Origin of the sequence: Bacillus sp. bc15 (genome assembly GCF_900142585.1) — a bacterium.
Classification (GTDB): Bacteria; Bacillota; Bacilli; order Bacillales; family Bacillaceae_G; genus Bacillus_A; species Bacillus_A cereus.
The window spans coordinates 211,018-232,012 of record NZ_FRBJ01000005.1; the positions used below are offsets into that span (position 1 = coordinate 211,018).

Here is a 20,995-nt window from a genome sequence, read left to right on the forward strand (position 1 = left end):
GAAGTATAGCACTCCTTTCAAAATAAATAATTATGTATAGTATGATATACTTTAATTAAATAAAAGTAAACTATTTTATACTTCGAGGTGGTTTTATATATGAAAGAAAATGAAGATATGCAAACGAAAGAAGTCATTCAACAAGTTGGACAGTTATTGAGACAAATTCGAAATGAACAGAAATTAAGTTTAGAAGAATTAGCTCATAAAACAGGAGTTAGTAAATTAACATTAGGAAAGATCGAAAGAGGGGAAACAAATCCGACGCTAGCTGTCATTTGGAAAATAACGAAAGGGTTATCAATTCCTTTATCTAGATTAATGGTTTTTGGAGAACCAGTAGCCGTTGCGCGCTGTGGAGAAGGATTTGCAGTAGATGTAGGACAAGCATGGCATTTAGAAACGATGTTCCGTTATACGAAAGAAACAGGGATGGAAATGCACCGTGCTTGTTTACGATCAAATAGTATATATGAACCAGAAGCTCATCATGAAGGTGCGATTGAGCTTGTAACGGTAATGAAAGGGAAAGTGTCTATTCAAGTGGAGAATGATGTATATGAATTAAATGAGTTTGATTCCATTCAATTTGAAGCGAATAAGAAGCATATTTATAAAAATGAAGAAGAAGAAGTGGCGGTATTACATTTAACGATGAAATATTCTTCATGAAAAAATCCCCTATAGAAAAATCTATAGGGGATTTTGTATACACTATGCTCAAATATATGAAAGAATGTTATTAGTAAGAGCGTGGTATAAGTAATAAACAAATAAAATAAACTAAAAACCCCGTCCCAAAACATAAAACTGCAATGACCCAAAGTATGCGAATGAGAGTAGAGCTAATATCAAAATATTCTCCTAAACCACCGCATATACCAAATAGCATTTTATCAGTTTCGGATTTACATAATCTTTTTGACATCTTCCAATACACTCCTTTTTATAGCAAACTCTATACTTCTATTCTATATGGAAATCTATGAGGAGACTATGAGGTTGTATGACATTTTTTTAGGGAACAGTCATATTAATTGTCTTAATTTTCAGTTGATATTAAAATTATAGTAAGAGGTAACTTTTAATAAAGGGTGGGGAAATAGAGATGAAGGTATATTGGTTGACTAATGTAACGCTTGAATCGGGGTATACATATGAAGAGGGGAGAATTTCAAAAACAGAAACAGAGTTATGTAGTTTACTTATTGAAGAGGGACGAATTAAAAAAATTATAGCAGGGACTGTTCAAGAGGAAGGGGTACTCATTCTTGATGCTAATCGTTTATTAATTTTGCCCGCTTTCGAAGAGATGCATATTCACATTGATAAGACATATTATAGTGGTCCTTGGAAAGCTTGTATGCCAGCAGAAAGTATTTTTACACGTTTTAATGAAGAAGAAAAAATTTTACCAAAGCAATTAGCGACTGCCCAAAATAGAGCGGAAAATATGCTAGAGTTACTACTGCAAAATGGTGCAACGAATATTAGAACGCATTGTAATGTTGATCCAATTATTGGGCTTGGTAATTTGGAGGCGACGTTAGCGGCATTAGAAACATATAAAAATCGAGTGTCTAGTAGAATTGTTGCGTTTCCGCAACATGGATTATTGCGCAGTAATTCTGTACAACTCGTGAAAGATGCGATGCGTATGGGTGCTCATCTAGTCGGAGGCGTAGATCCAGCTACAGTGGATAATGACATTGAAAAATCATTACATACAATTATGGATATCGCAGTAGAATTTAATGCGGATGTTGATATTCATTTGCATGATGCGAATAATCTTGGAACATTTACGATGAAGAGATTGGCAAGTTTAACAGAAGAAGCAGGATGGCAAGGTCGTGTAACAATTAGTCATGCACTTGGACTTGGTGGTGTTACTGATAAAGAGGCTGAAGAAGTGGCAGAAAGACTCGCAAATGTAAATATTGATATTACTTCAACGGTACCAATTGGTAAACAAGTAATCCCAATTCCGTTATTAGATAAAAAAGGTGTTAAGGTTTCATTAGGGAATGATAGTATTACAGATCATTGGTCACCGTTTGGAACAGGTGATATGCTTCAAAAGGCGAATCGATTAGCAGAGCGTTTTGGGTGGAGTGACGAAAGGTCTTTAGGAAAAGCACTTCGCTTTATTACAGGAGGAAAAGAAACGTTAAATAATGAAGGGAAGCGAGTATGGCCGAATGTAGGGGATGAAGCGAGTTTTGTTTTGACAAATGCGACATGCGCTGCTGAAGCAGTAGCGCGTCAAATAGAAAAACGTTTAGTCGTGTATAAAGGAAATATTGTTGTTGGAAGTTTAAATGAAGTGGAATTAAATAATCTTGTGTAGAAGAATCGTTTAAATATTTTGAGGGGGGTTCTAATGGTAAGTCTAGAACTCTTCTTTTTTATTCTTACAATATATTTTTTATAGGAAAGCTAGAAGGGATGAAAATTTTGGACAATCAACATAACCAAAATCATATTATGGGAACTTTGCAATGGTTTATATTTTTATTAGCAAATTCAATCGCACTACCAATTGTCGTTGGCGGATTATTTCATCTTACGACGGAAGAAATATTTTATTTAATGCAGCGTACGTTTTTTTTAGTTGGTATATCTTCTTTTTTACAAGGCTGGCTTGGGCATAGACTGCCAATTGCGGATGGGCCGGCTGGATCTTGGGTTGGTGTATTTACCGTACTTGCTTATGCAACGGCCGGACAGGATCAATTACATAGTACACTGCAAATTTTAGAATTAGGAATGATAATCTCCGGTGTTCTTTTAATAGGATTAGGAGTAACTGGTTTTATAGGACGTATTTTATTTTTATTTACGCCGCTTGTGACAGGGACGTTTTTACTTTTATTATGTTTACAATTAAGTGGTGTATTTTTAAAAGGAATGTTAGGAATTACAGCTACTATTTCTCAAATCGACGGATTTACAGCAATGATCGCGTTTAGTATATTTTTGTTCGTTATTATACTATCTAATTTCGGAAAAGGCTTTGTCAAAAGTTATGCAGTTTTAATAGGATTAATTAGTGGGTGGATTATTTTTCTCATTGCAGGAAAAGTGACAATCCCATCTCAAGTAACTCATTTTGTGCAACTTCCACATATATTTGCTTGGGGACTTCCGAAATGGAATATAGGTATGGCTGTGTCAAGTTTCGTTATGGTATGTATTTTAGTTTCGAATACGGTGGCAGCTATTATAGCAATTAATCAAGCAACTATTCATAAAGCGACTATTGAACAAAAACAGTTGAAAGATGGAACATGGGTTGGGGGGATTTCACATATCATCTCTTCTGTATTTTCAACTGTAGGTGTCGTTCCGTTACCAGCAACGGCAGGATTTATACGTTTAACAAAACAAAAGTATATACGATCGTTCTTAATGGCATGTGCGTTACTAGTCGTAATGTCTCTTTTTCCAAGTATTATTCGTTACTTAGCATCTTTACCATCTGCTATCGCATCGGCTGTTTTAATGGCTTCGTTCGTACAGTTAATTGGAATTGGATTTAATAATATAAAACAAGTGCCGATGAGTGAAAGGAATGTAACGATTTTAGGCGTTGCAGTATTATTTGGCAGCGGCGTTATGTTTTTACCGTCTGGAGCACTCCAATCCTTGCCGTCTGTTATGCAATATATATTCGGTAATGGTTTATTTGTAGGTACGGTTGTAAGTATATTGCTAGAACAAATATGGCGCGTTGGAAAGTAAGTGGATAAAAAGAGTGTACGCACTGTATAAAAGTCTAAAATAACATAGGAAATAAAGCCCATTTTCATTCACCACCTGCACATTTCGTTCATACAATATCTTGACTAAATAAACACCCAACTTACACATACACAGCTCTGGCTTAAGCAAGGAGGGTTATACCAGTTGAAGGAAAAAGCGTATCAATCTAAACCTTTACTCACAAAGAGAGAAAGAGAAGTATTTGAATTACTGGTTCAAGATAAAACAACGAAGGAAATTGCAGGTGAACTTTTTATAAGTGAAAAGACAGTTCGCAACCACATCTCAAACGCAATGCAAAAGCTAGGGGTTAAAGGACGTTCACAAGCAGTTGTGGAGCTTCTTCGTATGGGAGAGCTCGAACTATAAGAAAGCAGCCGACTTTTATACAAAGAGTCGGCTATTTTTTTGTTTGCTTCACTTGCTATATGAATGATAAGAACACTCCATACATAAATAGGTAATAAGGAGGGGATATGTTGAAAAGGATACTGTTAGTTTCAACAAGTGCTCATGATATGAATGGACACCCGACGGGTTTGTGGCTTGAAGAGCTCGCAGCTCCTTATCATTTATTTAAAAAGGCTAAGTTTGATGTTGATATTGTGTCAATAAAAGGCGGGAGAGTACCTATAGATAGAGTGTCTATTCCGAATGGTATACCTCGCGAATTCAAGCATGTAGCTTCTTTATTACAAAATACGAGGCCGATTTCAAATGTTCATTTCTCGGATTATGATGCGGTTTTATTTGGTGGTGGGCACGGGGCGATTGTAGATTTTCCAGGCAATCCATATGTAGCAAATTTGATTGAGAATATGTATAACAATAACCGGATTGTAGCGGCTGTTTGTCACGGAGTAAGCTCCTTAGTCGGTGTGAAAAATAAGGATAGCTCGTTTTTTGTTGCCGGTAAGCGTATAACAGGTTATACAAACGATGAAGAAAAAGCTGTACATTTAGAAAAGCGCGTTCCGTTTTTGTTAGAAAGTAAGTTGAAAGAAGAAGGAGCTTTGTTTTATGTAGCGCCTAATTTTACGCCGCATGTGGTAGTAGATGGGCATTTAATTACAGGGCAAAATCCACAGTCTAGCGTGGAAATAGGTAAGGCTATAAAAAGGGCTGTAAATAAATTATAGAAAAAGTACCCGCTACTAACAAAGGTAGTGGGTATTTTTATCCTAAAATTCCCCCCTCAAAATTGGTTTGTAACTGTCCAGTTGGTGATAATGGATTCTAGTTCTTTATGTATAGTATATGAAAATGTAATAAACTAAAAAAGCATAATGAGTATAATAACTTCATTTATAATCATTCGTGAATTTGCTATACTATTTTGTATGGACAAAAGGGGAGGCTCTTTTAAATGAGAAAAGTCGCATGTGCAAATACTTATATTAATAAAATAAAGCCCGTTATTAGAAAGACGAGTTTTAGCCAATTGAAAATAGATGAAATTGCGAAATATATGGATATTAGTAAAGCTACTTTATATAAACGTTTTTCTTCGAAAGATGAAATTATTGAGGCGGTAGTAGAGGATTTTATGAATTATCTACTCGAAGGTGATGCGGACAATCAAGATGAAAGCATGTCTTTTGCAGAACGTTTCCAAAAGACGTTTATCCACTCTTTAAAATGTGTGACATATATTTCGGATGTTTTTTTGCAAGATTTGAAAGAAGCATATCCGCATTTGTCAGATCAATTAGTCGCTGCACAACAAAATCGTAATCATAATTTGCAAATGTTTTTTGAAGCGGGTATGGAACAAGGTTATTTTAATAAAATGAATGCACAATTATTTATGGTACAAGATGATGTGATGTTACGACGTATTATAGATCATTCTTTTTGTATTCAGTACGATATTACTTTAAAGAAAGCGATATTTGATTTTTATCAATTAAAGAAGTATCAACTTTTTAAACCAGAGTATATAGAAGCAATTGATGATTCTGAAATTGAAAAAGAAGTTATTGCTATTTTGCAAATGATTTCGTAAAAAAGCAGATCTCCCTTAGTAGAGGGGAATCTGCTTTTTTAGTACATATTATTTTTGCAACTGTTTTAATACTAATTCGGCTACTGAACCACCTGAAGCTGGGTTTTGACCAGTGATAACACGATTATCTTCTAGAGAAAAAGCTTCCCAAGGCTGTGCAGCTTTTTCGTAAAGTCCTCCATTTTTAATGAGTTCATCTTCTGTTAAAAATGGAACGAATTGATCTAATTCAGCTAATTTTTCTTCTTCATTTGAAAAGCCTGTTACCTTCTTACCGCTAATTAAACGATCCCCATTACTTAATGTAATATGAAATAAACCAGCTGCTCCATGACAAACGGAAGAAACAATACCGCCGTTTTCATAAATATTGCGGCTAATATTTTGAAGTTCTTTATTTTCTGGGAAGTCCCAAATAACCCCGTGACCACCTGCGTAATAAATAACAGCGTAGTCTTCTGGATTCACTTCACTTGGTTTCATTGTAGAACCGAGGCGATTCATAAACTCTTTCTTTTGGTACCATTCCCAATCGATGCTCTCCGCCATTGCTAAACTATGTGGATCAATTGGTGTATAACCGCCTTGTGGACTGACGTAATCAACTTCGTAACCCGCTTCTTCTACTTTTTTTACGAAATGTACAGCTTCACCGAGCCAAAGTCCGGTAGCCCTATTTAAATTTGGGTATTTTTCTACGCTTGTTAATACAACTAACATTTTTTTCTTCATCATAATCCTCCTATAATGTCTCTTCTATATAAAAGTTCTGTGTTCGTTTCATTTTATTAAGTTAAAAAATGCAAATTTGAATAATCATGCCAGTCCTCCTTATATCAGCTTCGAAATTAGTGTATAATAACTTTTGAACAAAGTAAACTAAAAAGACTAAATTAGTTTACTTTGTATGTTTTTCGTTGACAAACTGTAATGCTGAAACTATGATAGTTCCATGAATATCGAACAATATACGTGTTTCGTTTCGAATTCAATTTATCGCGCGATAAATTAGCACCATTTATACATTTAATGAAGTTGTTTAGTGGTGATACAACATTTAAATAACTTCATTTTTTTATCTATAGTTTGACAGTTTTAAAATTGCAATCAGGAGAGTGTTACACATGGGGAAAGATATAAGTAACCATTCGAAATGGTTTGTTTTTACATTATGTTTTATTGTTTTGTTAGGACCGATGAACGCTGTGTTATTTAATGTAGCGCTAGAGGATATTGCCAATGATTTATCAATTAGTCAATTGAAAGTAAGTTGGGTTGTAGTAGGGTATTCTTTAGTCGTCGGTATCGGTTCGATGATATATGGAAAACTGGCTGATCGTTACAGTGTAAAAAGGCTATTAATTATTTCTATTATCATATTTGTAGCGGGTTCTATTGTTGGTTTTTTGAATCAATCTTATGAGATTATCATTTTCGCAAGGTTAGTGCAGGCGAGCGGAGGAGCAGCGTTTATTGCGCTTAGTATGATTGCGGTGGCGAAATTAGTTGCTCCAACTAAAAAACCGGGTGCGTTAGCAATGATTAGTTCTTCTATTGCATTAGCGGTTGGTATTGGACCTTTAGTTGGTGGGGCAATTACAAATACGTTAGGGTGGCCGTATTTATTTTTATTTATGGTTATTTCAATGGTTGGTATTTTCTTGCTCGTAAAATTTATGCCAGAAGAGGTGCAACATACCGATGAAGTGTTTCACTTGGATTTCATTGGAGCAGTTTTATTATTTGTATTGATTACGACCGTTTTATTAGGAGTGAATATTAATAGTTGGCTTTTTTTGTTATCTGTTGCTTTCCTATTTTTATTCAAGGCTCATATGAAGAGAGCAGAGTCGCCGTTTATTGATATTGAGTTGTTTACAAATAAACCATTACTGCGTTTAATAGCGGTCGGATTTATCATTAATGTGGCGTTATGTGCTAGTTTATTATTATTACCATTACTGTTAGGAAGAGGGCACGGATTGTCTCCGTTCGTTATTGGAATTGTATTGTTTGTTGCATCTCTCTTTGGTATTGTATCTAGTTTTATTACCGGAAAGATTATTCCTGCGTTTGGGAATGTGAGGATGATGTATGTAGCGTCTGTAGTTATGATCATTGGCTTTTTAATTTTAGGGATTATTCCAGACGGGAACTTACTCTTTATTTTATTTGCGGTTATTTTAACATTTATGAGTTATTCGGCAATTCAAGTATCATTAAACACATTTATTCCGAAAACATTAAATCCAGCTAAAGTTGGAGTTGGCCTTGGTTTATATAATTTAATTAACTTTTTCGGTATGGCATTCGGACCAGCTGTAGCGAGCAAAATTATGGAATCTACAAATAGTTATCGATTGAATTTTATTTTGATCGTCATTTTAATTTCTGTTCATTTCGTCTTATTAATGGGAATGTCTTCTTTTCAAAAAAAGATGGATCAATGAATATGCACTTTATATAGAAGAAACCGACTTTCTTATAGAAGGTCGGTTATTTTTCTATCTTGCAAATTATGAAAAAAAGGAGCAAAATAAAAAAGGTCCTAGTCTATACATGGGCAAATGAAAATTTTCATACAGAAGCATTTGAAGTGAGCGAACTTAAAGTGTGTAAAATATAATGATAAACATAAAAGATGATGAATGAGAAAATGGGTGATGAAGTTGAATAGAGCAATCGGTGTTATCGATTCAGGAGTTGGCGGTTTAACAGTAGCGAAGGAATTAATTCGTCAGTTGCCGAAAGAGCGTATCATATATTTAGGAGATACAGCACGTTGTCCTTATGGTCCACGTTCTCGAGAAGAAGTACGTCAATTTACGTGGGAAATGACGGAGCATTTACTAGATTTAAATATTAAAATGTTAGTTATTGCGTGTAATACAGCAACTGCAGTTGTATTAGAAGAGATGCAAAAACAATTACCAATTCCAGTAGTAGGAGTTATTCACCCAGGATCACGTACAGCTTTAAAAGTGACAAACACGTATCACGTTGGGATTATTGGAACGATTGGAACGGTGAAAAGTGGTGCATACGAAGAGGCGTTAAAGTCTATTAATAACCGTGTTATGGTAGAAAGTTTAGCTTGTCCACCTTTCGTTGAACTTGTAGAGAGTGGGAATTTCGAAAGTGAAATGGCGTATGAAGTTGTAAGAGAAACGCTGCAACCACTGAAAAGTACCGATATTGATACACTTATATTAGGGTGTACACACTATCCGATTTTAGGACCTGTTATTAAAAAAGTAATGGGAAATAAAGTACAACTAATTAGTTCTGGTGATGAAACAGCACGTGAAGTAAGTACAATCTTATATCATAGTAAAATGTTGAATGAAGGAGAAGAACAAAGCGATCATCTCTTCTTAACAACAGGAAAAATAGGCTTGTTTAAAGAAATTGCATCAAAATGGTTCGGTCAACCGATTGAAAATGTGAAGCATATTCATTTAGAAAAAGAATAATAGTAGAATTCATATAAGTGAGCTCCTGAGAAATCAGGAGTTTTTTGTTTTATCTTGCTATTTGCTGGGCAGTTAGACCCTCCACTGATTAAAGTTTCACTTTATAAGAGGCACAGCTTGTTCTAAAATGTGAAACGGCTCGTATACATAATAGTACAAACTTAGATTTTAGGGGGGAATGGCATGCCTAAATCCACTTTTAAATGGGTTGTTGGTGCTACTGTGAGCGCTGTTTTACTAACAGGGTGTGGCTTTATAAATCAGGAGAAAGCAACTGAACAAATTGATCCGCCAAAACAAGTTACGTATACAGAGGGTGGGAAGAAAGAAGTAGCTAAAAAAGATAAGCAAGGGCAAATGGTAAATAGAGAACTATACCTTGTTGATAAAAATGGTTATGTTGTACCACAAACGTTAGCTATACCTACTCCGAAAGCAAATGAGACTGTGAAGCAAACGTTAGAATACCTTGTGAAAGATGGACCGGTAACGAATTTATTACCGAATGGGTTTCGTGCAGTCATTCCGGCGAATACAACGATGACTTTAGATTTGAAAAAGGACGGGACGGCAGTTATTGATTTCTCTAAAGAAATGAAAAACTATGCGAAAGAAGAAGAGCGTCAAATCATTGAATCTATAGCGTGGACGTTGACGCAATTTACAGAGATAAAACAAGTGCAGTTCCAAATAAATGGTGAGAAATTGGCGAAGATGCCGGTTGCTGGTACACCGCTTGGTGAAGGAGTGAGCCGTGCAAATGGTATTAACTTCGATGATGAACAAGTAGCAGATGTAACAAATACAAAACCAGTCACACTGTATTTTATGGCGCAAAATAATAATAAACAGCAATACTACGTACCAGTCACACGCCGCGTTGCGGAAGGTAAAGAAAATGACTATGCAGCAATTATAGATGAACTTGTAAAAGGTCCGATCCATCAATCGCTCCTGAATGATTTTAATCCAGGCGTTAAGCTTATTACGAATCCGAAATTACAAGACGGAAATCTTACATTAAACTTTAATGAAAATATATTTGTAAACCCAGATAAAAATATGATCTCAAATTACGTATTGAAGTCGTTAGTTTTATCTTTAACAGAAAAGAAAGGTGTGAAAAATATTTCTATTGAAGTGAATGGAAAAGCAAATCTTATAGATGAAAAGGGCGGAAAGTTAATAAAACCTGTAGATCGTCCAGAAAACGTGAATACAGGTAGTTTTTAATCTTGAATAATTTGATATACTTAAGTAAGAAAGGAGAATTGCTTTTTGGGTTCTCCTTCTTTTATTGTATACATATCATACATTTAAATTTGGCTATACTAACGAGTAGTAATTAAGAGGAGGTTATTTTTATGCGAGTAGATGGTAGAGAGAAAACAGAATTACGCCATATACATATTCATACGAATTATTTAAAACATCCAGAGGGATCTGTATTAATTGAAGTTGGGGATACAAAGGTGATTTGCTCAGCGACAATTGAAGAGCGTGTCCCGCCATTTATGCGTGGAGAAGGAAAGGGCTGGGTAACAGCTGAATATGCGATGATTCCACGTGCGACAGAACAACGTACAATTAGGGAGTCAAGTAAAGGGAAAGTAACAGGACGTACAATGGAAATTCAACGTCTAATTGGACGAGCATTACGTGCGGTAGTTGATTTAGAAGCGCTTGGCGAGAGAACAGTTTGGATTGACTGTGATGTTATCCAAGCAGATGGTGGAACGAGAACAGCGTCTATTACAGGTGCATATGTAGCGATGGTATTAGCTTTCGAGAAATTATTACAAGCAGAAAAAGTATCTAAAATTCCAGTAAAAGATTATTTAGCAGCAACGTCAGTAGGAATTGTTGAAGAGCAAGGTGTTGTTTTAGATTTAAACTATGCAGAAGATTCTAAAGCAGACGTTGATATGAACGTAATTATGACTGGAAAAGGCCAATTTGTTGAAGTGCAAGGAACTGGAGAAGAAGCGACGTTTAGTAGAGCGCAGTTAAATGAACTACTTGATGCTGCGGAAAAAGGCATTTTCCAACTGATTGATATACAAAAAGAAGCTTTAGGTGACATCGTATCTCATATAGAGTAGAGGTGGAAAGTATGAAACAAGTTGTTGTAGCGACAAAAAATATGGGAAAAGTACGTGAGTTTGCTGAGTTATTTGAGCGATTTGATTTAGAAGTGAAATCATTACACGATTTTCCTCATATTGAAGAAGTCGAAGAAACTGGTGAAACATTTGAAGAAAATGCGATCTTAAAAGCGGATAGTTTGAGTAGACAGTTGAATTCTATCGTAATTGCGGATGATTCGGGTCTTATTGTAGATGCTTTAAATGGAAAACCAGGAGTGTATTCAGCGCGTTTTGCTGGTGAACCGAAAAATGACCAAGCAAATATCGATAAAGTGTTACAAGAATTAAATGGCGTTGACTTTGAAAAGCGTAAAGCTCGTTTCTATTGTGCATTAGCAGTTGCTTTCCCTGAAGGTGATAAAAAGCCTGTCATTGTAAATGGGACATGTGAAGGATTTATCTTAGAACAACGCCGCGGAGAAAATGGCTTTGGATACGATCCGATTTTTTATGTGGAAGAATACAAAAAAGCAATGGCGGAATTAAGTTCAGATGAAAAAAATGCTATTAGCCATCGTGGCCGTGCTCTTCGTAAGTTAGAAGAAAAAATCCCGGAATGGTTTTTAGGAGAATAAGGGAGAGAGAATGATGAAAGCTTTAATCGTAAGCGATAGTCATAGCTCTGTGAAGGAATTACAGCAGTTGAAAGAGAAATATGAAGGGAAAGTAGATATCATGATTCATTGCGGTGATTCAGAGCTAACGCCTGCTCATGAAGAACTGCAAGGTTTCCATGTTGTAAAAGGAAACTGTGATTATGCTAACTTTCAAGATGAAATTGTAACTGATGTAGATGGAATTCGCTTCTTAGTAGTGCATGGACATCGCCATAATGTGAAAATGACATTACAAACGCTAGCGTACCATGCTGAAGAAGTGGGAGCGCAAGTTGCATGCTTCGGACATTCTCACGTATTAGGTGCGGAATTAATCGAGGGCGTTTTATTTATTAATCCAGGCAGTATTTTATTACCACGTCAACGTGTAGAAAAGACATTTGCTTTATTAGAAATGGATGAAAATCAAATGGAAGTTCGTTTTGAAACGTTAGACGGACAACTAGTTGAACAAGCAGTTTTTAAAAGAGGATAAGAAAATTTATCCTCTTTTAAAAAAGGTGTTGACTTTATGTGTGGTTATACATATAATAAATATTGTCGATAGGGCAACGGCGCTAACGAAGAAAAGAAAATAACATATGCGGGTGTAGTTTAGTGGTAAAACAAGAGCCTTCCAAGCTCTGGTCGAGAGTTCGATTCTCTTCACCCGCTCCATGTCCCAGTAGCTCAGCCGGATAGAGCATACGCCTTCTAAGCGTACGGTCGGGAGTTCGAATCTCTCCTGGGACGCTAAAAAAACCTTGTTATCTTTTGATAACAAGGTTTTTTGTTTGTCTACAAATTGATGTATGTGCAAGAGGTTTAAAAATATTATAACGGGATATATGATAATGAGTATATGCAACAGATTAAAGTGCATTAAAAAGAGCGCTTAAAAAACGCTCTTTGCTAGTCAGTTATATTATTTGTTTGTTCAGGCTCATCAAATGGTTTATGCACGTATTGAAAACCATATCCAGATTCTCTTAATTGTTTACTTACAATATTATCAAACTCTTTACCATTCTAGTAAGATTGAGCATCGATTGTCGGAACTTATCCCCGGCAGTGTGTTACAATTAATAGAAGCGGAAAACGAGAATCTCCAATTGACTGGACCTGTGATTGGTTAGAGGGTTTAAGAAGGTCGTATAAAAAAGGGAGATGGCGCAAAGATGGCGAGATCAAATGAGAATGATTTAACGGAGAAATTGGCAGAAGGTCACCGGAAATATGGTGATGGCAATTTTACAGTACAGAATATCGGTGATGAAACTAACCCGAATTGGACTGTCGTAAAAAATGTGAGGAAGGGATCGGCAGGCATTCGCGAAGGAGAAGATATATTAAGACTGCGATCAAAATATATAAAATAGTACGGAAATGGGCGGAGCGGGAGTTCGAATCTCTCCTGGGACGCTAAGAAAACCTTGTTATCTTTTGATAACAAGGTTTTTTGTGTATTTTAAATTAGTTGTTAATAAACTTGTCAAAGACAAAACCATAATCTTTCACATTATATTGTTTCTTCGTATCAACAAGCCAGTTAAAGGCAATCTCGTTCATTTCTTTAAATTGCTCTGCTAAGTTTACTTGTGCGTTTGAAATACGGCTAAAGGCATTAGATGCCATATCTAAACTTTTATGTGCATATTGTAATGTAATATCGTTGTCGTATGAAATTTCTTCGATTTTAAGTAAAGCCTTATATAAATCTTTTAATTCTTCAATATGTTTTTTATGAACATCAATTGAGTAATGTTCATCGCCCATTTGAAACTTAATTTCTACATCTAAATCAATCGTTCCTGCAGTTTCAAGTGCTACGTTTTTAATTTGATATTTGCTATAACTAAAGCGGCGTAGTGTACGTTTTTTACTTGTTGCGCTTGTACCGTCTAAGTGAATTAACCCTTTGTTTGTGAAGCAATATTCATCTGATTTGGATTTAATTAGAAAGTAAATTTTCTCCCCATCTTCATGCATCACATAATCATCAGCATCGACCTTATCATAGTCTTTAGGTGTAATGACAGAACCTACATCGCTTAGTCCTAATACATCTGCCGCCATTTTTTTAAACATATATAATCCCCCTTGTAAATTAAATTCTTAATTGTACAAAAATATATTAACACGATTTTCACCAGTTGTTTTCTTCTAATACGAAAATATCTGAAAGTAAGTTAAGAAAAGTAACGAATAATTATTTTGATTCTAAATTATTTAGTAAATCTATTAGTTTAAGAGTCGATTCGTTCAAAAATAACTAAAAGAAAAAAGTTGATTTTACAAGTAATTATAGAGAAATTCCGTGAAAGCACCTCAAGCGATATGAGGTGTTTTTCAATCTCTTTTTGAAATCTTACAATTCTGTAAGGTAACTGTAAGGTAGTTCGATGGTAAGAAATTGCTAATCTTTTATAATGAAGATAACAACGATAAAACGAGGAGGAAAAAATGATGAAAGGATTAGTTGTAACGGGCTTAACGGTTGCTTTTGGATTTGTAGCGTATGAGAAATTAACGTATGTAGTTGATGTTGTGAAACATTTGATCGCTTAGAGAAAACAGCCATGAGAGGGAAAGGGAATGAGTGAATGAATGGAATGGTTATTTGGAATTATAGGTACTTGTAGTGTAGTGTTATTGTTCTTTGTCCCAAGTGGTATACTTAGTTCGACAACAAGTTTGTTCTTCTTAAGTTTGTTTGCTTGTACGATGCTTATTATTATGTTTTTAATGAAGCGAAGTAAACCAATCTTCTATTTTAGCATGATTGTTATGGCAATTATTGTTCTCCAAATTATTACCCTTGTAATATACCCCACAATTATAAAAGCTTTCCATTAATGATGAATCCTCTGCGCTTGTTGCTGGGGATTTTTATTTGTACAATTTTAATTTTTAGTAGAAATTTATTCGTATTGGAATGTAAAAATTAAATATTTTCATATTTCAAACAAATAGTTTAGGGATGTTGTGTTCTCATTACGCATTTGATATATTTACTTTGAACATAATTAAAATCAAGAAAAAGAGGCGGACGTATGGATAAAAAAGAAAATACGGTCGTATTGTTTCCACAACTATCAGAGCGCTATATTGATGAAGGTTTTTTAGCGCTGAAAGAGCGGGAATTCGAAGATGCATTGCGTTGCTTTGAAATATTACGTCAGTATAATGCGGAAACGGAACAAACGGAATTAGCTTCAGTTATTTGTTTACTCGAATTAAAACGTATGGAAGAAGCGAAAGACAAATGTGAACAGTTGCTTAAAACAGGAGTTGTCTTATTTGGTGATATTCTTGAAACGTACGTAACTATTTTAGTTCAAACAAATGATTATGAAGGTGTTATTGAAACTGTTGAAAAGGTTTTACAAACGAAAGATATAATGCCTGATCAAAAGGAAAAATTAGCGCAGCTTGCTTTATTTGCAGAAGGTATGCTAAATGAGGGAGACGCATCGCTAGTGGATTCAAATTTTGAATTGGATGAGTTTACTAATGAAATTTTTGGAGAAAACTTTGGACAGAAGCTAAGAGCGATTCAGCGACTTTCGTTAAAAGACTTAGATCTTGCATTACCTGTTTTAAAGAAATTTTTAATAGACGAAGAGCAGCACCCCTATTTGAAAACTTCTATTTTGTATAAAATGATAGAAAGTCAGGTAGAAGAAGAAATAGAGGTAGAAAAGTTTGGAAATACGATTAAGGTGATTCCAGCATTTACAGGTCATAATGAGGAGCAATCCAATAACATTATACATAAATTATCAAGCCGATTAGAGCAAAATTATCCCGATATATTTGAAGCAATGGTTACATATTGGAAAGAGTTGCAAATTAGCGTTTTCCCATTCGCTCTATTAATGGATAAAGAAGAGATTTGGTCAGCTGTTTTAGAGAGAATTGGAAGAAAGCGTTTCGGATTGGCTATAGATGAAGAAGAGCTTATGGCAGCATATAATATCGAATTGGAAGAGTTTCATATTGCCTATCAATGGTTATTACGTGTTGAAAGAGAAGGATATTTGCCCGTATAATTATGAAAAAGAATCGTTCAGTTCTTGAAACGAGCATATTCTATGTTATAATGTAAGGGTTGCAAAAGGCGGAAATCTGCCTGTTTGTAAGAGAAGAGAAGTGTAATTCTCTTACTTAATATGTTTCATATTATTCTCGAACAAAATATACCGTAGTTGTCTTCTGGGCAATTAGTAGATTGGAACATTATATCTGAAAGCTTTTGCTAGAGGATTATTTGTGTATTTGTTATTTCAAAAAAGAGATAATGAAGATCTTAATCTATAGAGGTATGTGCATACATTATTATAGTTGGAGGGAAAGAATAAATGTCTACAAAATGGGAAAAATTAGAAGGTAACGTTGGCGTTTTAACAATCGAAGTTGATGCTAAAGAAGTAAACAACTCTATCGACGCTGCGTTCAAAAAAGTAGTAAAAACAATTAACGTACCAGGTTTCCGTAAAGGAAAAATGCCTCGTCCATTATTCGAACAACGCTTTGGTATTGAATCTTTATACCAAGATGCTTTAGATATTATTTTACCAAAAGCATACGGTGAAGCGATTGAAGAAGCTGGTATCTTCCCAGTTGATCATCCTGAAATCGACATCGAGAAGTTCGAAAAAAATGCTAACCTTATCTTCACTGCAAAAGTTACAGTGAAACCTGAAGTTAAATTAGGTGAGTACAAAGGTTTAGCAGTAGAAAAAGTTGAAACAACTGTAACTGACGAAGATGTAGAGAACGAATTAAAATCTTTACAAGAGCGTCAAGCTGAACTAGTTGTTAAAGAAGAAGGAACTGTTGAAAACGGTGATACAGCTGTAATCGACTTCGAAGGTTTCGTTGATGGCGAAGCATTTGAAGGCGGAAAAGGCGAAAACTACTCTCTAGCAATCGGTTCTGGTACATTCATCCCAGGTTTCGAAGAGCAAGTAATCGGTCTTAAATCTGGTGAGTCTAAAGACGTTGAAGTATCATTCCCAGAAGAGTACCATGCTGCTGAATTAGCTGGCAAACCAGCAACATTCAAAGTAACAATTCACGAAATCAAAACAAAAGAACTTCCTGAGTTAAACGACGAGTTCGCTAAAGAAGCAGACGAAGCGGTTGCAACTCTTGATGAATTAAAAGCAAAACTTCGCACAAACTTAGAAGAAGGCAAAAAGCACGAAGCTGAGCACAAAGTACGTGACGAAGTAGTAGAATTAGCTGCTGCTAACGCTGAAATCGAAATTCCAGAAGCTATGATCAACACTGAGTTAGATCGTATGGTTCGTGAATTCGAGCAACGTTTAAGCCAACAAGGTATGAACCTTGAGCTTTACTACCAATTCACAGGTACTGACGCTGACAAATTAAAAGAGCAAATGAAAGAAGATGCACAAAAACGTGTAAGAATCAATCTTGTTCTTGAAGCTATCATTGAAGCTGAAAACATCGAAGTTACTGAAGAAGAAGTAACTGCAGAAGTTGAAAAAATGGCTGAAATGTACGGTATGCCAGTAGACGCTATCAAGCAAGCTCTTGGAAGCGTAGACGCTTTAGCTGAAGATCTTAAAGTGCGTAAAGCTGTAGACTTCTTAGTAGAAAACGCTGCATAATAAAATAACAAGGCACGATTTTAATCGTGCCTTGTTTTATAAATATAGAAATATATTTATAAAACTTTTCGATGGAGAAGGAAAAGTTCCTTTACAAGTCGAATATACATATTTCAAAAGTTTTAAAATTTTTTTATTTGTACATAACTAGTCATATTATTTGTATTTCTCGCCACGTAGTGACATAATATGTATTTACATACGATACATTTATCGTGTACATACGAAGGCAAGAGGTTAGCACTTTGTAAGGGGTGTGAAAATATGTTTAAATTTAATGATGAAAAAGGGCAATTAAAATGTTCTTTCTGTGGTAAAACACAAACGCAAGTTCGAAAGTTAGTGGCAGGTCCAGGTGTTTACATTTGTGACGAGTGTATCGAACTTTGTACTGAAATTGTACAAGAGGAGCTTGCGAAGGACGAAGAAGTAGAATTCAAAGATGTACCGAAACCGGTAGAAATTCGTGAAATCTTAGATGAGTATGTCATCGGGCAAGATAGCGCGAAAAAAGCACTAGCGGTAGCGGTATATAACCATTACAAACGCATTAATTCTAACAGCAAAATTGATGATGTAGAATTAGCGAAGAGTAATATCGCACTTATCGGGCCAACAGGTAGTGGTAAAACATTACTTGCACAAACGTTAGCGCGTATTCTAAATGTTCCATTTGCAATCGCGGACGCAACATCTTTAACAGAAGCTGGATATGTTGGGGAAGATGTAGAAAATATCTTACTAAAATTAATTCAAGCAGCTGATTATGATGTAGAGAAAGCGGAAAAAGGAATCATTTATATTGATGAGATTGATAAAGTGGCACGTAAGTCCGAAAATCCATCAATTACACGTGATGTATCTGGTGAAGGTGTGCAGCAGGCACTTCTGAAAATTTTAGAAGGTACTGTAGCAAGCGTTCCACCTCAAGGTGGTCGTAAGCATCCGCACCAAGAGTTTATTCAAATTGATACAACGAACATCTTATTCATTTGTGGTGGAGCGTTTGATGGCATTGAGCCGATTATTAAACGTCGCCTTGGTGAGAAAGTAATTGGATTTGGTTCTGAGAAGAAAAATGCTGATGTAAATGAGAAGCATGTTTTATCTCACGTATTACCAGAGGATCTTTTAAGATTTGGTTTAATTCCAGAGTTTATCGGTCGTCTTCCAGTTATTGCGAACCTAGAGCCACTTGATGAAGATGCTCTTGTTGATATTTTAACGAAACCGAAAAATGCACTTGTTAAGCAATTCCAAAAACTATTGGAGCTTGACGATGTTGAGTTAGAGTTTGAAGAAGGTGCACTAATCGAAATTGCGAAAAAAGCAATTGAACGTAAAACGGGTGCTCGTGGACTTCGTTCTATTATTGAAGGCTTAATGCTTGATGTAATGTTCGAACTTCCATCTCGTAAAGATATCGAGAAGTGTATTCTTACAAAAGAAACAGTAGCTGATAATGAACCGCCAAAATTGGTGTTACAAGACGGTACTGTACTTGATACAAAAACATCTGCATAATGCGAAAGGGAAACAGCAATTTTTATAATTGCTGTTTTTCTTTATGTTTAGCTACGTTCCTCCGCGGAAATACTAAGAGATAAAATATTGCGGGAGGAAATAAATAATGAGCTGGACAAATATATTTTTAGTTGTTCAACTTGTTTTTGGTGTAATTGTCGGATTATATTTCTGGCATTTACTTCGAAATCAACGAACACAAAAAGTTTCAATTGATCGAGAATCGAAAAAAGAATTAGAACAGCTTCGTAAAATGCGTGAGATTTCTTTAACAGAGCCGCTAGCAGAAAAGGTGCGTCCTACAACCTTTTTAGATATTGTAGGGCAAGAGGACGGGATTAAGTCCTTAAAAGCGGCTCTTTGTGGTCCGAATCCGCAACATGTAATCATATATGGCCCGCCAGGTGTTGGGAAAACAGCGGCAGCACGTCTTGTATTAGAAGAAGCGAAACGAAATCCTAAATCTCCATTTCGTACGAATGCAACATTTATTGAACTTGATGCGACGACAGCTCGGTTTGATGAACGTGGTATCGCAGACCCTTTAATTGGTTCGGTGCATGATCCGATTTATCAAGGTGCTGGGGCGATGGGGCAAGCAGGTATTCCGCAACCGAAAAAAGGTGCTGTAACAGATGCGCATGGTGGTATTTTGTTTATTGATGAGATTGGCGAACTCCATCCGATTCAAATGAACAAAATGTTAAAGGTGTTAGAAGATCGAAAAGTATTTTTAGAAAGTGCGTACTATAGTGAAGAAAATACGATGATCCCAACATATATACATGATATTTTCCAAAAAGGCTTACCGGCAGATTTTCGCTTAGTTGGAGCAACGACACGTTCGCCAGAGGAAATTCCTCCTGCTATTCGGTCACGTTGCTTAGAAGTATTTTTCCGTGAATTAGATACGGAAGAGATTCAAAAAGTAGCGAAAAACGCCGCAGAAAAAGTGGAAATGCAAATAGGTGAAAATGGTATTGAAATGATTGGGATGTATGCAAGAAATGGACGAGAGGCGATTAATCTCGTACAAATTTCTGCTGGTATGGCGATAAATGAAGAACGTTCTTTCATTAAAGATGAAGATATAGAGTGGGTTGTTCACTCAAGTCAGCTTACGCCGAAATACGAAAAGCACATTTATCCGATTCCAAGGATTGGTCTTGTAAATGGTCTTGCTGTATACGGACCAAATACAGGTGCGTTATTAGAAATTGAAGTAACAGCAATTCCGGCGAAAGATAAAGGATCGGTAAATGTTACCGGAATTGTAGAAGAAGAAAGTATTGGTAGTCAAACGAAATCGATTCGCCGTAAAAGTATGGCAAAAGGCTCTGTTGATAATGTATTAACAGTACTTCGTTCTCTAGATGTGTTGCCAGAAGGATACGATATACATATTAATTTTCCAGGTGGTATCCCAATTGATGGACCTTCTGCAGGAATCGCTATGGCAACAGGTGTATATTCTGCGGTGCATCGCACATATGTAAATAATGAAGTAGCGATGACAGGTGAAATAAGTATACACGGAGAAGTAAAGCCTATTGGTGGCGTGTACGCAAAAATAAAAGCTGCGAAAAAAGCGGGAGCTAAGAAAGTCATTATTCCTGCTGAAAATATGCAACCATTTTTGTATACGATAAAGGGAATCGAAATTATTCCTGTCCGTAAATTAAAAGAAGTATTTGAGTTAACGTTTATGCAAGAAAATATGCATAGAGAGCTAGATGTACATACTAACGTAGACGAAACAGATGCACAATCTATGTAAAAATAAACAATAATAAAATTTGCCAGACTTCGTTTAAGTTTGTATGCTTAATCGGAGTCTTTTTTCTTT

At 35.7% G+C, this 20,995-nt stretch carries 21 protein-coding genes and 2 tRNA genes; 20 read left to right on the forward strand and 3 right to left on the reverse strand.

Annotated elements, in window-relative coordinates; all coding sequences use genetic code 11:
• Nucleotides 1–99 precede the first annotated feature (99 nt).
• A complete protein-coding gene (locus BUA87_RS18595; protein WP_000661921.1) occupies nucleotides 100–672 on the forward strand; it encodes a helix-turn-helix domain-containing protein in 573 nt (190 codons plus the stop codon).
• 70 nt (nucleotides 673–742) lie between these two features.
• On the opposite strand, the gene BUA87_RS18600 is transcribed toward BUA87_RS18595, so the two are convergent.
• Nucleotides 743–928, reverse strand: a complete 186-nt coding sequence (locus BUA87_RS18600; protein WP_072940456.1) for a PspC domain-containing protein — start codon at nucleotides 926–928, stop codon at nucleotides 743–745.
• Nucleotides 929–1,108: 180 nt separating this feature from the next.
• Here BUA87_RS18600 and BUA87_RS18605 point away from each other — a divergent pair, with 180 nt between their 5' ends.
• The 5 genes from BUA87_RS18605 to BUA87_RS18625 all read left to right on the forward strand — a co-directional run bounded on the left by BUA87_RS18605 (nucleotide 1,109) and on the right by BUA87_RS18625 (nucleotide 5,770).
• A complete protein-coding gene (locus BUA87_RS18605) occupies nucleotides 1,109–2,350 on the forward strand; it encodes an amidohydrolase family protein (RefSeq protein ID WP_072940459.1) in 1,242 nt (413 codons plus the stop codon).
• Between the two features lie 98 nt (nucleotides 2,351–2,448).
• Nucleotides 2,449–3,744 (forward strand): purine/pyrimidine permease, encoded by a 1,296-nt coding sequence (locus BUA87_RS18610; RefSeq protein ID WP_072940461.1) that lies wholly within the window; start codon nucleotides 2,449–2,451, stop codon nucleotides 3,742–3,744.
• A 165-nt stretch (nucleotides 3,745–3,909) separates the two neighbouring features.
• Nucleotides 3,910–4,134, forward strand: a complete 225-nt coding sequence (gerE, locus tag BUA87_RS18615; RefSeq protein ID WP_000659484.1) for a spore germination transcription factor GerE — start codon at nucleotides 3,910–3,912, stop codon at nucleotides 4,132–4,134.
• A 107-nt stretch (nucleotides 4,135–4,241) separates the two neighbouring features.
• The gene (locus BUA87_RS18620; RefSeq protein ID WP_016512275.1) at nucleotides 4,242–4,904 is read left to right on the forward strand and encodes a type 1 glutamine amidotransferase domain-containing protein; all 663 of its coding nucleotides are present in this window, start codon (nucleotides 4,242–4,244) and stop codon (nucleotides 4,902–4,904) included.
• 227 nt (nucleotides 4,905–5,131) lie between these two features.
• Nucleotides 5,132–5,770 carry a TetR/AcrR family transcriptional regulator gene (locus BUA87_RS18625; protein WP_016512276.1) on the forward strand — a complete coding sequence of 213 codons (639 nt, stop codon included), beginning with the start codon at nucleotides 5,132–5,134 and terminating at the stop codon, nucleotides 5,768–5,770.
• Nucleotides 5,771–5,818: 48 nt separating this feature from the next.
• Here the strand turns inward: BUA87_RS18625 and BUA87_RS18630 are convergent, their stop codons facing one another.
• Complete coding sequence (locus BUA87_RS18630) at nucleotides 5,819–6,502, reverse strand: type 1 glutamine amidotransferase domain-containing protein (protein WP_016512277.1); 684 nt, start codon at nucleotides 6,500–6,502, stop codon at nucleotides 5,819–5,821.
• Between the two features lie 392 nt (nucleotides 6,503–6,894).
• Between BUA87_RS18630 and BUA87_RS18635 the strand changes: the two genes are divergently transcribed.
• From BUA87_RS18635 to BUA87_RS18675, 9 genes are all read left to right on the forward strand, one after another.
• Nucleotides 6,895–8,220: an MFS transporter gene (locus tag BUA87_RS18635; RefSeq protein WP_000513860.1), complete on the forward strand. Its 1,326-nt coding sequence runs from the start codon at nucleotides 6,895–6,897 to the stop codon at nucleotides 8,218–8,220.
• A gap of 213 nt (nucleotides 8,221–8,433) precedes the next feature.
• A complete protein-coding gene (gene racE, locus BUA87_RS18640) occupies nucleotides 8,434–9,243 on the forward strand; it encodes a glutamate racemase (protein ID WP_016512279.1) in 810 nt (269 codons plus the stop codon).
• 183 nt (nucleotides 9,244–9,426) lie between these two features.
• Nucleotides 9,427–10,476, forward strand: a complete 1,050-nt coding sequence (gene gerM, locus BUA87_RS18645) for a spore germination protein GerM (protein ID WP_001126743.1) — start codon at nucleotides 9,427–9,429, stop codon at nucleotides 10,474–10,476.
• A 131-nt stretch (nucleotides 10,477–10,607) separates the two neighbouring features.
• Nucleotides 10,608–11,345, forward strand: coding sequence for a ribonuclease PH (gene rph / locus BUA87_RS18650; RefSeq protein ID WP_001261762.1), 738 nt, complete (start codon nucleotides 10,608–10,610; stop codon nucleotides 11,343–11,345).
• Nucleotides 11,346–11,356: 11 nt separating this feature from the next.
• The gene (locus tag BUA87_RS18655; RefSeq protein ID WP_000815949.1) at nucleotides 11,357–11,965 is read left to right on the forward strand and encodes an XTP/dITP diphosphatase; all 609 of its coding nucleotides are present in this window, start codon (nucleotides 11,357–11,359) and stop codon (nucleotides 11,963–11,965) included.
• A 13-nt stretch (nucleotides 11,966–11,978) separates the two neighbouring features.
• Nucleotides 11,979–12,482 carry a metallophosphoesterase gene (locus BUA87_RS18660; protein ID WP_000645488.1) on the forward strand — a complete coding sequence of 168 codons (504 nt, stop codon included), beginning with the start codon at nucleotides 11,979–11,981 and terminating at the stop codon, nucleotides 12,480–12,482.
• A gap of 108 nt (nucleotides 12,483–12,590) precedes the next feature.
• Nucleotides 12,591–12,664 (forward strand) — tRNA-Gly (locus tag BUA87_RS18665).
• A gap of 1 nt (nucleotide 12,665) precedes the next feature.
• Nucleotides 12,666–12,739, forward strand: a tRNA-Arg gene (locus BUA87_RS18670).
• Between the two features lie 425 nt (nucleotides 12,740–13,164).
• Nucleotides 13,165–13,365, forward strand: a complete 201-nt coding sequence (locus BUA87_RS18675) for a hypothetical protein (RefSeq protein ID WP_000124460.1) — start codon at nucleotides 13,165–13,167, stop codon at nucleotides 13,363–13,365.
• A 94-nt stretch (nucleotides 13,366–13,459) separates the two neighbouring features.
• Here BUA87_RS18675 and BUA87_RS18680 read toward each other — a convergent pair whose 3' ends face one another.
• Nucleotides 13,460–14,074: a PH domain-containing protein gene (locus BUA87_RS18680; protein WP_000473868.1), complete on the reverse strand. Its 615-nt coding sequence runs from the start codon at nucleotides 14,072–14,074 to the stop codon at nucleotides 13,460–13,462.
• A 519-nt stretch (nucleotides 14,075–14,593) separates the two neighbouring features.
• Between BUA87_RS18680 and BUA87_RS18685 the strand changes: the two genes are divergently transcribed.
• The 5 genes from BUA87_RS18685 to lonB all read left to right on the forward strand — a co-directional run bounded on the left by BUA87_RS18685 (nucleotide 14,594) and on the right by lonB (nucleotide 20,926).
• Nucleotides 14,594–14,842: a hypothetical protein gene (locus tag BUA87_RS18685; protein ID WP_001983650.1), complete on the forward strand. Its 249-nt coding sequence runs from the start codon at nucleotides 14,594–14,596 to the stop codon at nucleotides 14,840–14,842.
• Nucleotides 14,843–15,039: 197 nt separating this feature from the next.
• Nucleotides 15,040–16,038: a hypothetical protein gene (locus BUA87_RS18690; RefSeq protein ID WP_000358255.1), complete on the forward strand. Its 999-nt coding sequence runs from the start codon at nucleotides 15,040–15,042 to the stop codon at nucleotides 16,036–16,038.
• Nucleotides 16,039–16,347: 309 nt separating this feature from the next.
• Nucleotides 16,348–17,625: a trigger factor gene (gene tig, locus BUA87_RS18695; RefSeq protein ID WP_000105215.1), complete on the forward strand. Its 1,278-nt coding sequence runs from the start codon at nucleotides 16,348–16,350 to the stop codon at nucleotides 17,623–17,625.
• Nucleotides 17,626–17,889: 264 nt separating this feature from the next.
• On the forward strand, nucleotides 17,890–19,149 hold the full coding sequence (gene clpX, locus BUA87_RS18700) for an ATP-dependent protease ATP-binding subunit ClpX (protein WP_000472289.1): 1,260 nt from the start codon (nucleotides 17,890–17,892) through the stop codon (nucleotides 19,147–19,149).
• A 106-nt stretch (nucleotides 19,150–19,255) separates the two neighbouring features.
• Entirely contained in the window at nucleotides 19,256–20,926 is a 1,671-nt protein-coding gene (gene lonB, locus BUA87_RS18705) for an ATP-dependent protease LonB (protein WP_000119173.1), read from the forward strand.
• Nucleotides 20,927–20,995: the final 69 nt, after the last annotated feature.

Bases quoted from the DNA above. Each gene is read 5' to 3' on its own strand.
- BUA87_RS18625 (WP_016512276.1), top strand. From the start codon at position 5,132: ATGAGAAAAGTCGCATGTGCAAATACTTATATTAATAAAATAAAGCCC.
- BUA87_RS18610 (WP_072940461.1), top strand. From the start codon at position 2,449: ATGAAAATTTTGGACAATCAACATAACCAAAATCATATTATGGGAACT.
- BUA87_RS18685 (WP_001983650.1), top strand. From the start codon at position 14,594: ATGGAATGGTTATTTGGAATTATAGGTACTTGTAGTGTAGTGTTATTG.
- BUA87_RS18655 (WP_000815949.1), top strand. From the start codon at position 11,357: ATGAAACAAGTTGTTGTAGCGACAAAAAATATGGGAAAAGTACGTGAG.
- BUA87_RS18660 (WP_000645488.1), top strand. From the start codon at position 11,979: ATGAAAGCTTTAATCGTAAGCGATAGTCATAGCTCTGTGAAGGAATTA.
- BUA87_RS18600 (WP_072940456.1), bottom strand. From the start codon at position 928: ATGTCAAAAAGATTATGTAAATCCGAAACTGATAAAATGCTATTTGGT.
- rph (WP_001261762.1), top strand. From the start codon at position 10,608: ATGCGAGTAGATGGTAGAGAGAAAACAGAATTACGCCATATACATATT.
- tig (WP_000105215.1), top strand. From the start codon at position 16,348: ATGTCTACAAAATGGGAAAAATTAGAAGGTAACGTTGGCGTTTTAACA.
- BUA87_RS18675 (WP_000124460.1), top strand. From the start codon at position 13,165: ATGGCGAGATCAAATGAGAATGATTTAACGGAGAAATTGGCAGAAGGT.
- gerM (WP_001126743.1), top strand. From the start codon at position 9,427: ATGCCTAAATCCACTTTTAAATGGGTTGTTGGTGCTACTGTGAGCGCT.
- BUA87_RS18680 (WP_000473868.1), bottom strand. From the start codon at position 14,074: ATGTTTAAAAAAATGGCGGCAGATGTATTAGGACTAAGCGATGTAGGT.
- racE (WP_016512279.1), top strand. From the start codon at position 8,434: ATGAAGTTGAATAGAGCAATCGGTGTTATCGATTCAGGAGTTGGCGGT.
- BUA87_RS18605 (WP_072940459.1), top strand. From the start codon at position 1,109: ATGAAGGTATATTGGTTGACTAATGTAACGCTTGAATCGGGGTATACA.
- clpX (WP_000472289.1), top strand. From the start codon at position 17,890: ATGTTTAAATTTAATGATGAAAAAGGGCAATTAAAATGTTCTTTCTGT.
- BUA87_RS18630 (WP_016512277.1), bottom strand. From the start codon at position 6,502: ATGAAGAAAAAAATGTTAGTTGTATTAACAAGCGTAGAAAAATACCCA.
- BUA87_RS18620 (WP_016512275.1), top strand. From the start codon at position 4,242: ATGTTGAAAAGGATACTGTTAGTTTCAACAAGTGCTCATGATATGAAT.
- BUA87_RS18595 (WP_000661921.1), top strand. From the start codon at position 100: ATGAAAGAAAATGAAGATATGCAAACGAAAGAAGTCATTCAACAAGTT.
- lonB (WP_000119173.1), top strand. From the start codon at position 19,256: ATGAGCTGGACAAATATATTTTTAGTTGTTCAACTTGTTTTTGGTGTA.
- BUA87_RS18690 (WP_000358255.1), top strand. From the start codon at position 15,040: ATGGATAAAAAAGAAAATACGGTCGTATTGTTTCCACAACTATCAGAG.
- BUA87_RS18635 (WP_000513860.1), top strand. From the start codon at position 6,895: ATGGGGAAAGATATAAGTAACCATTCGAAATGGTTTGTTTTTACATTA.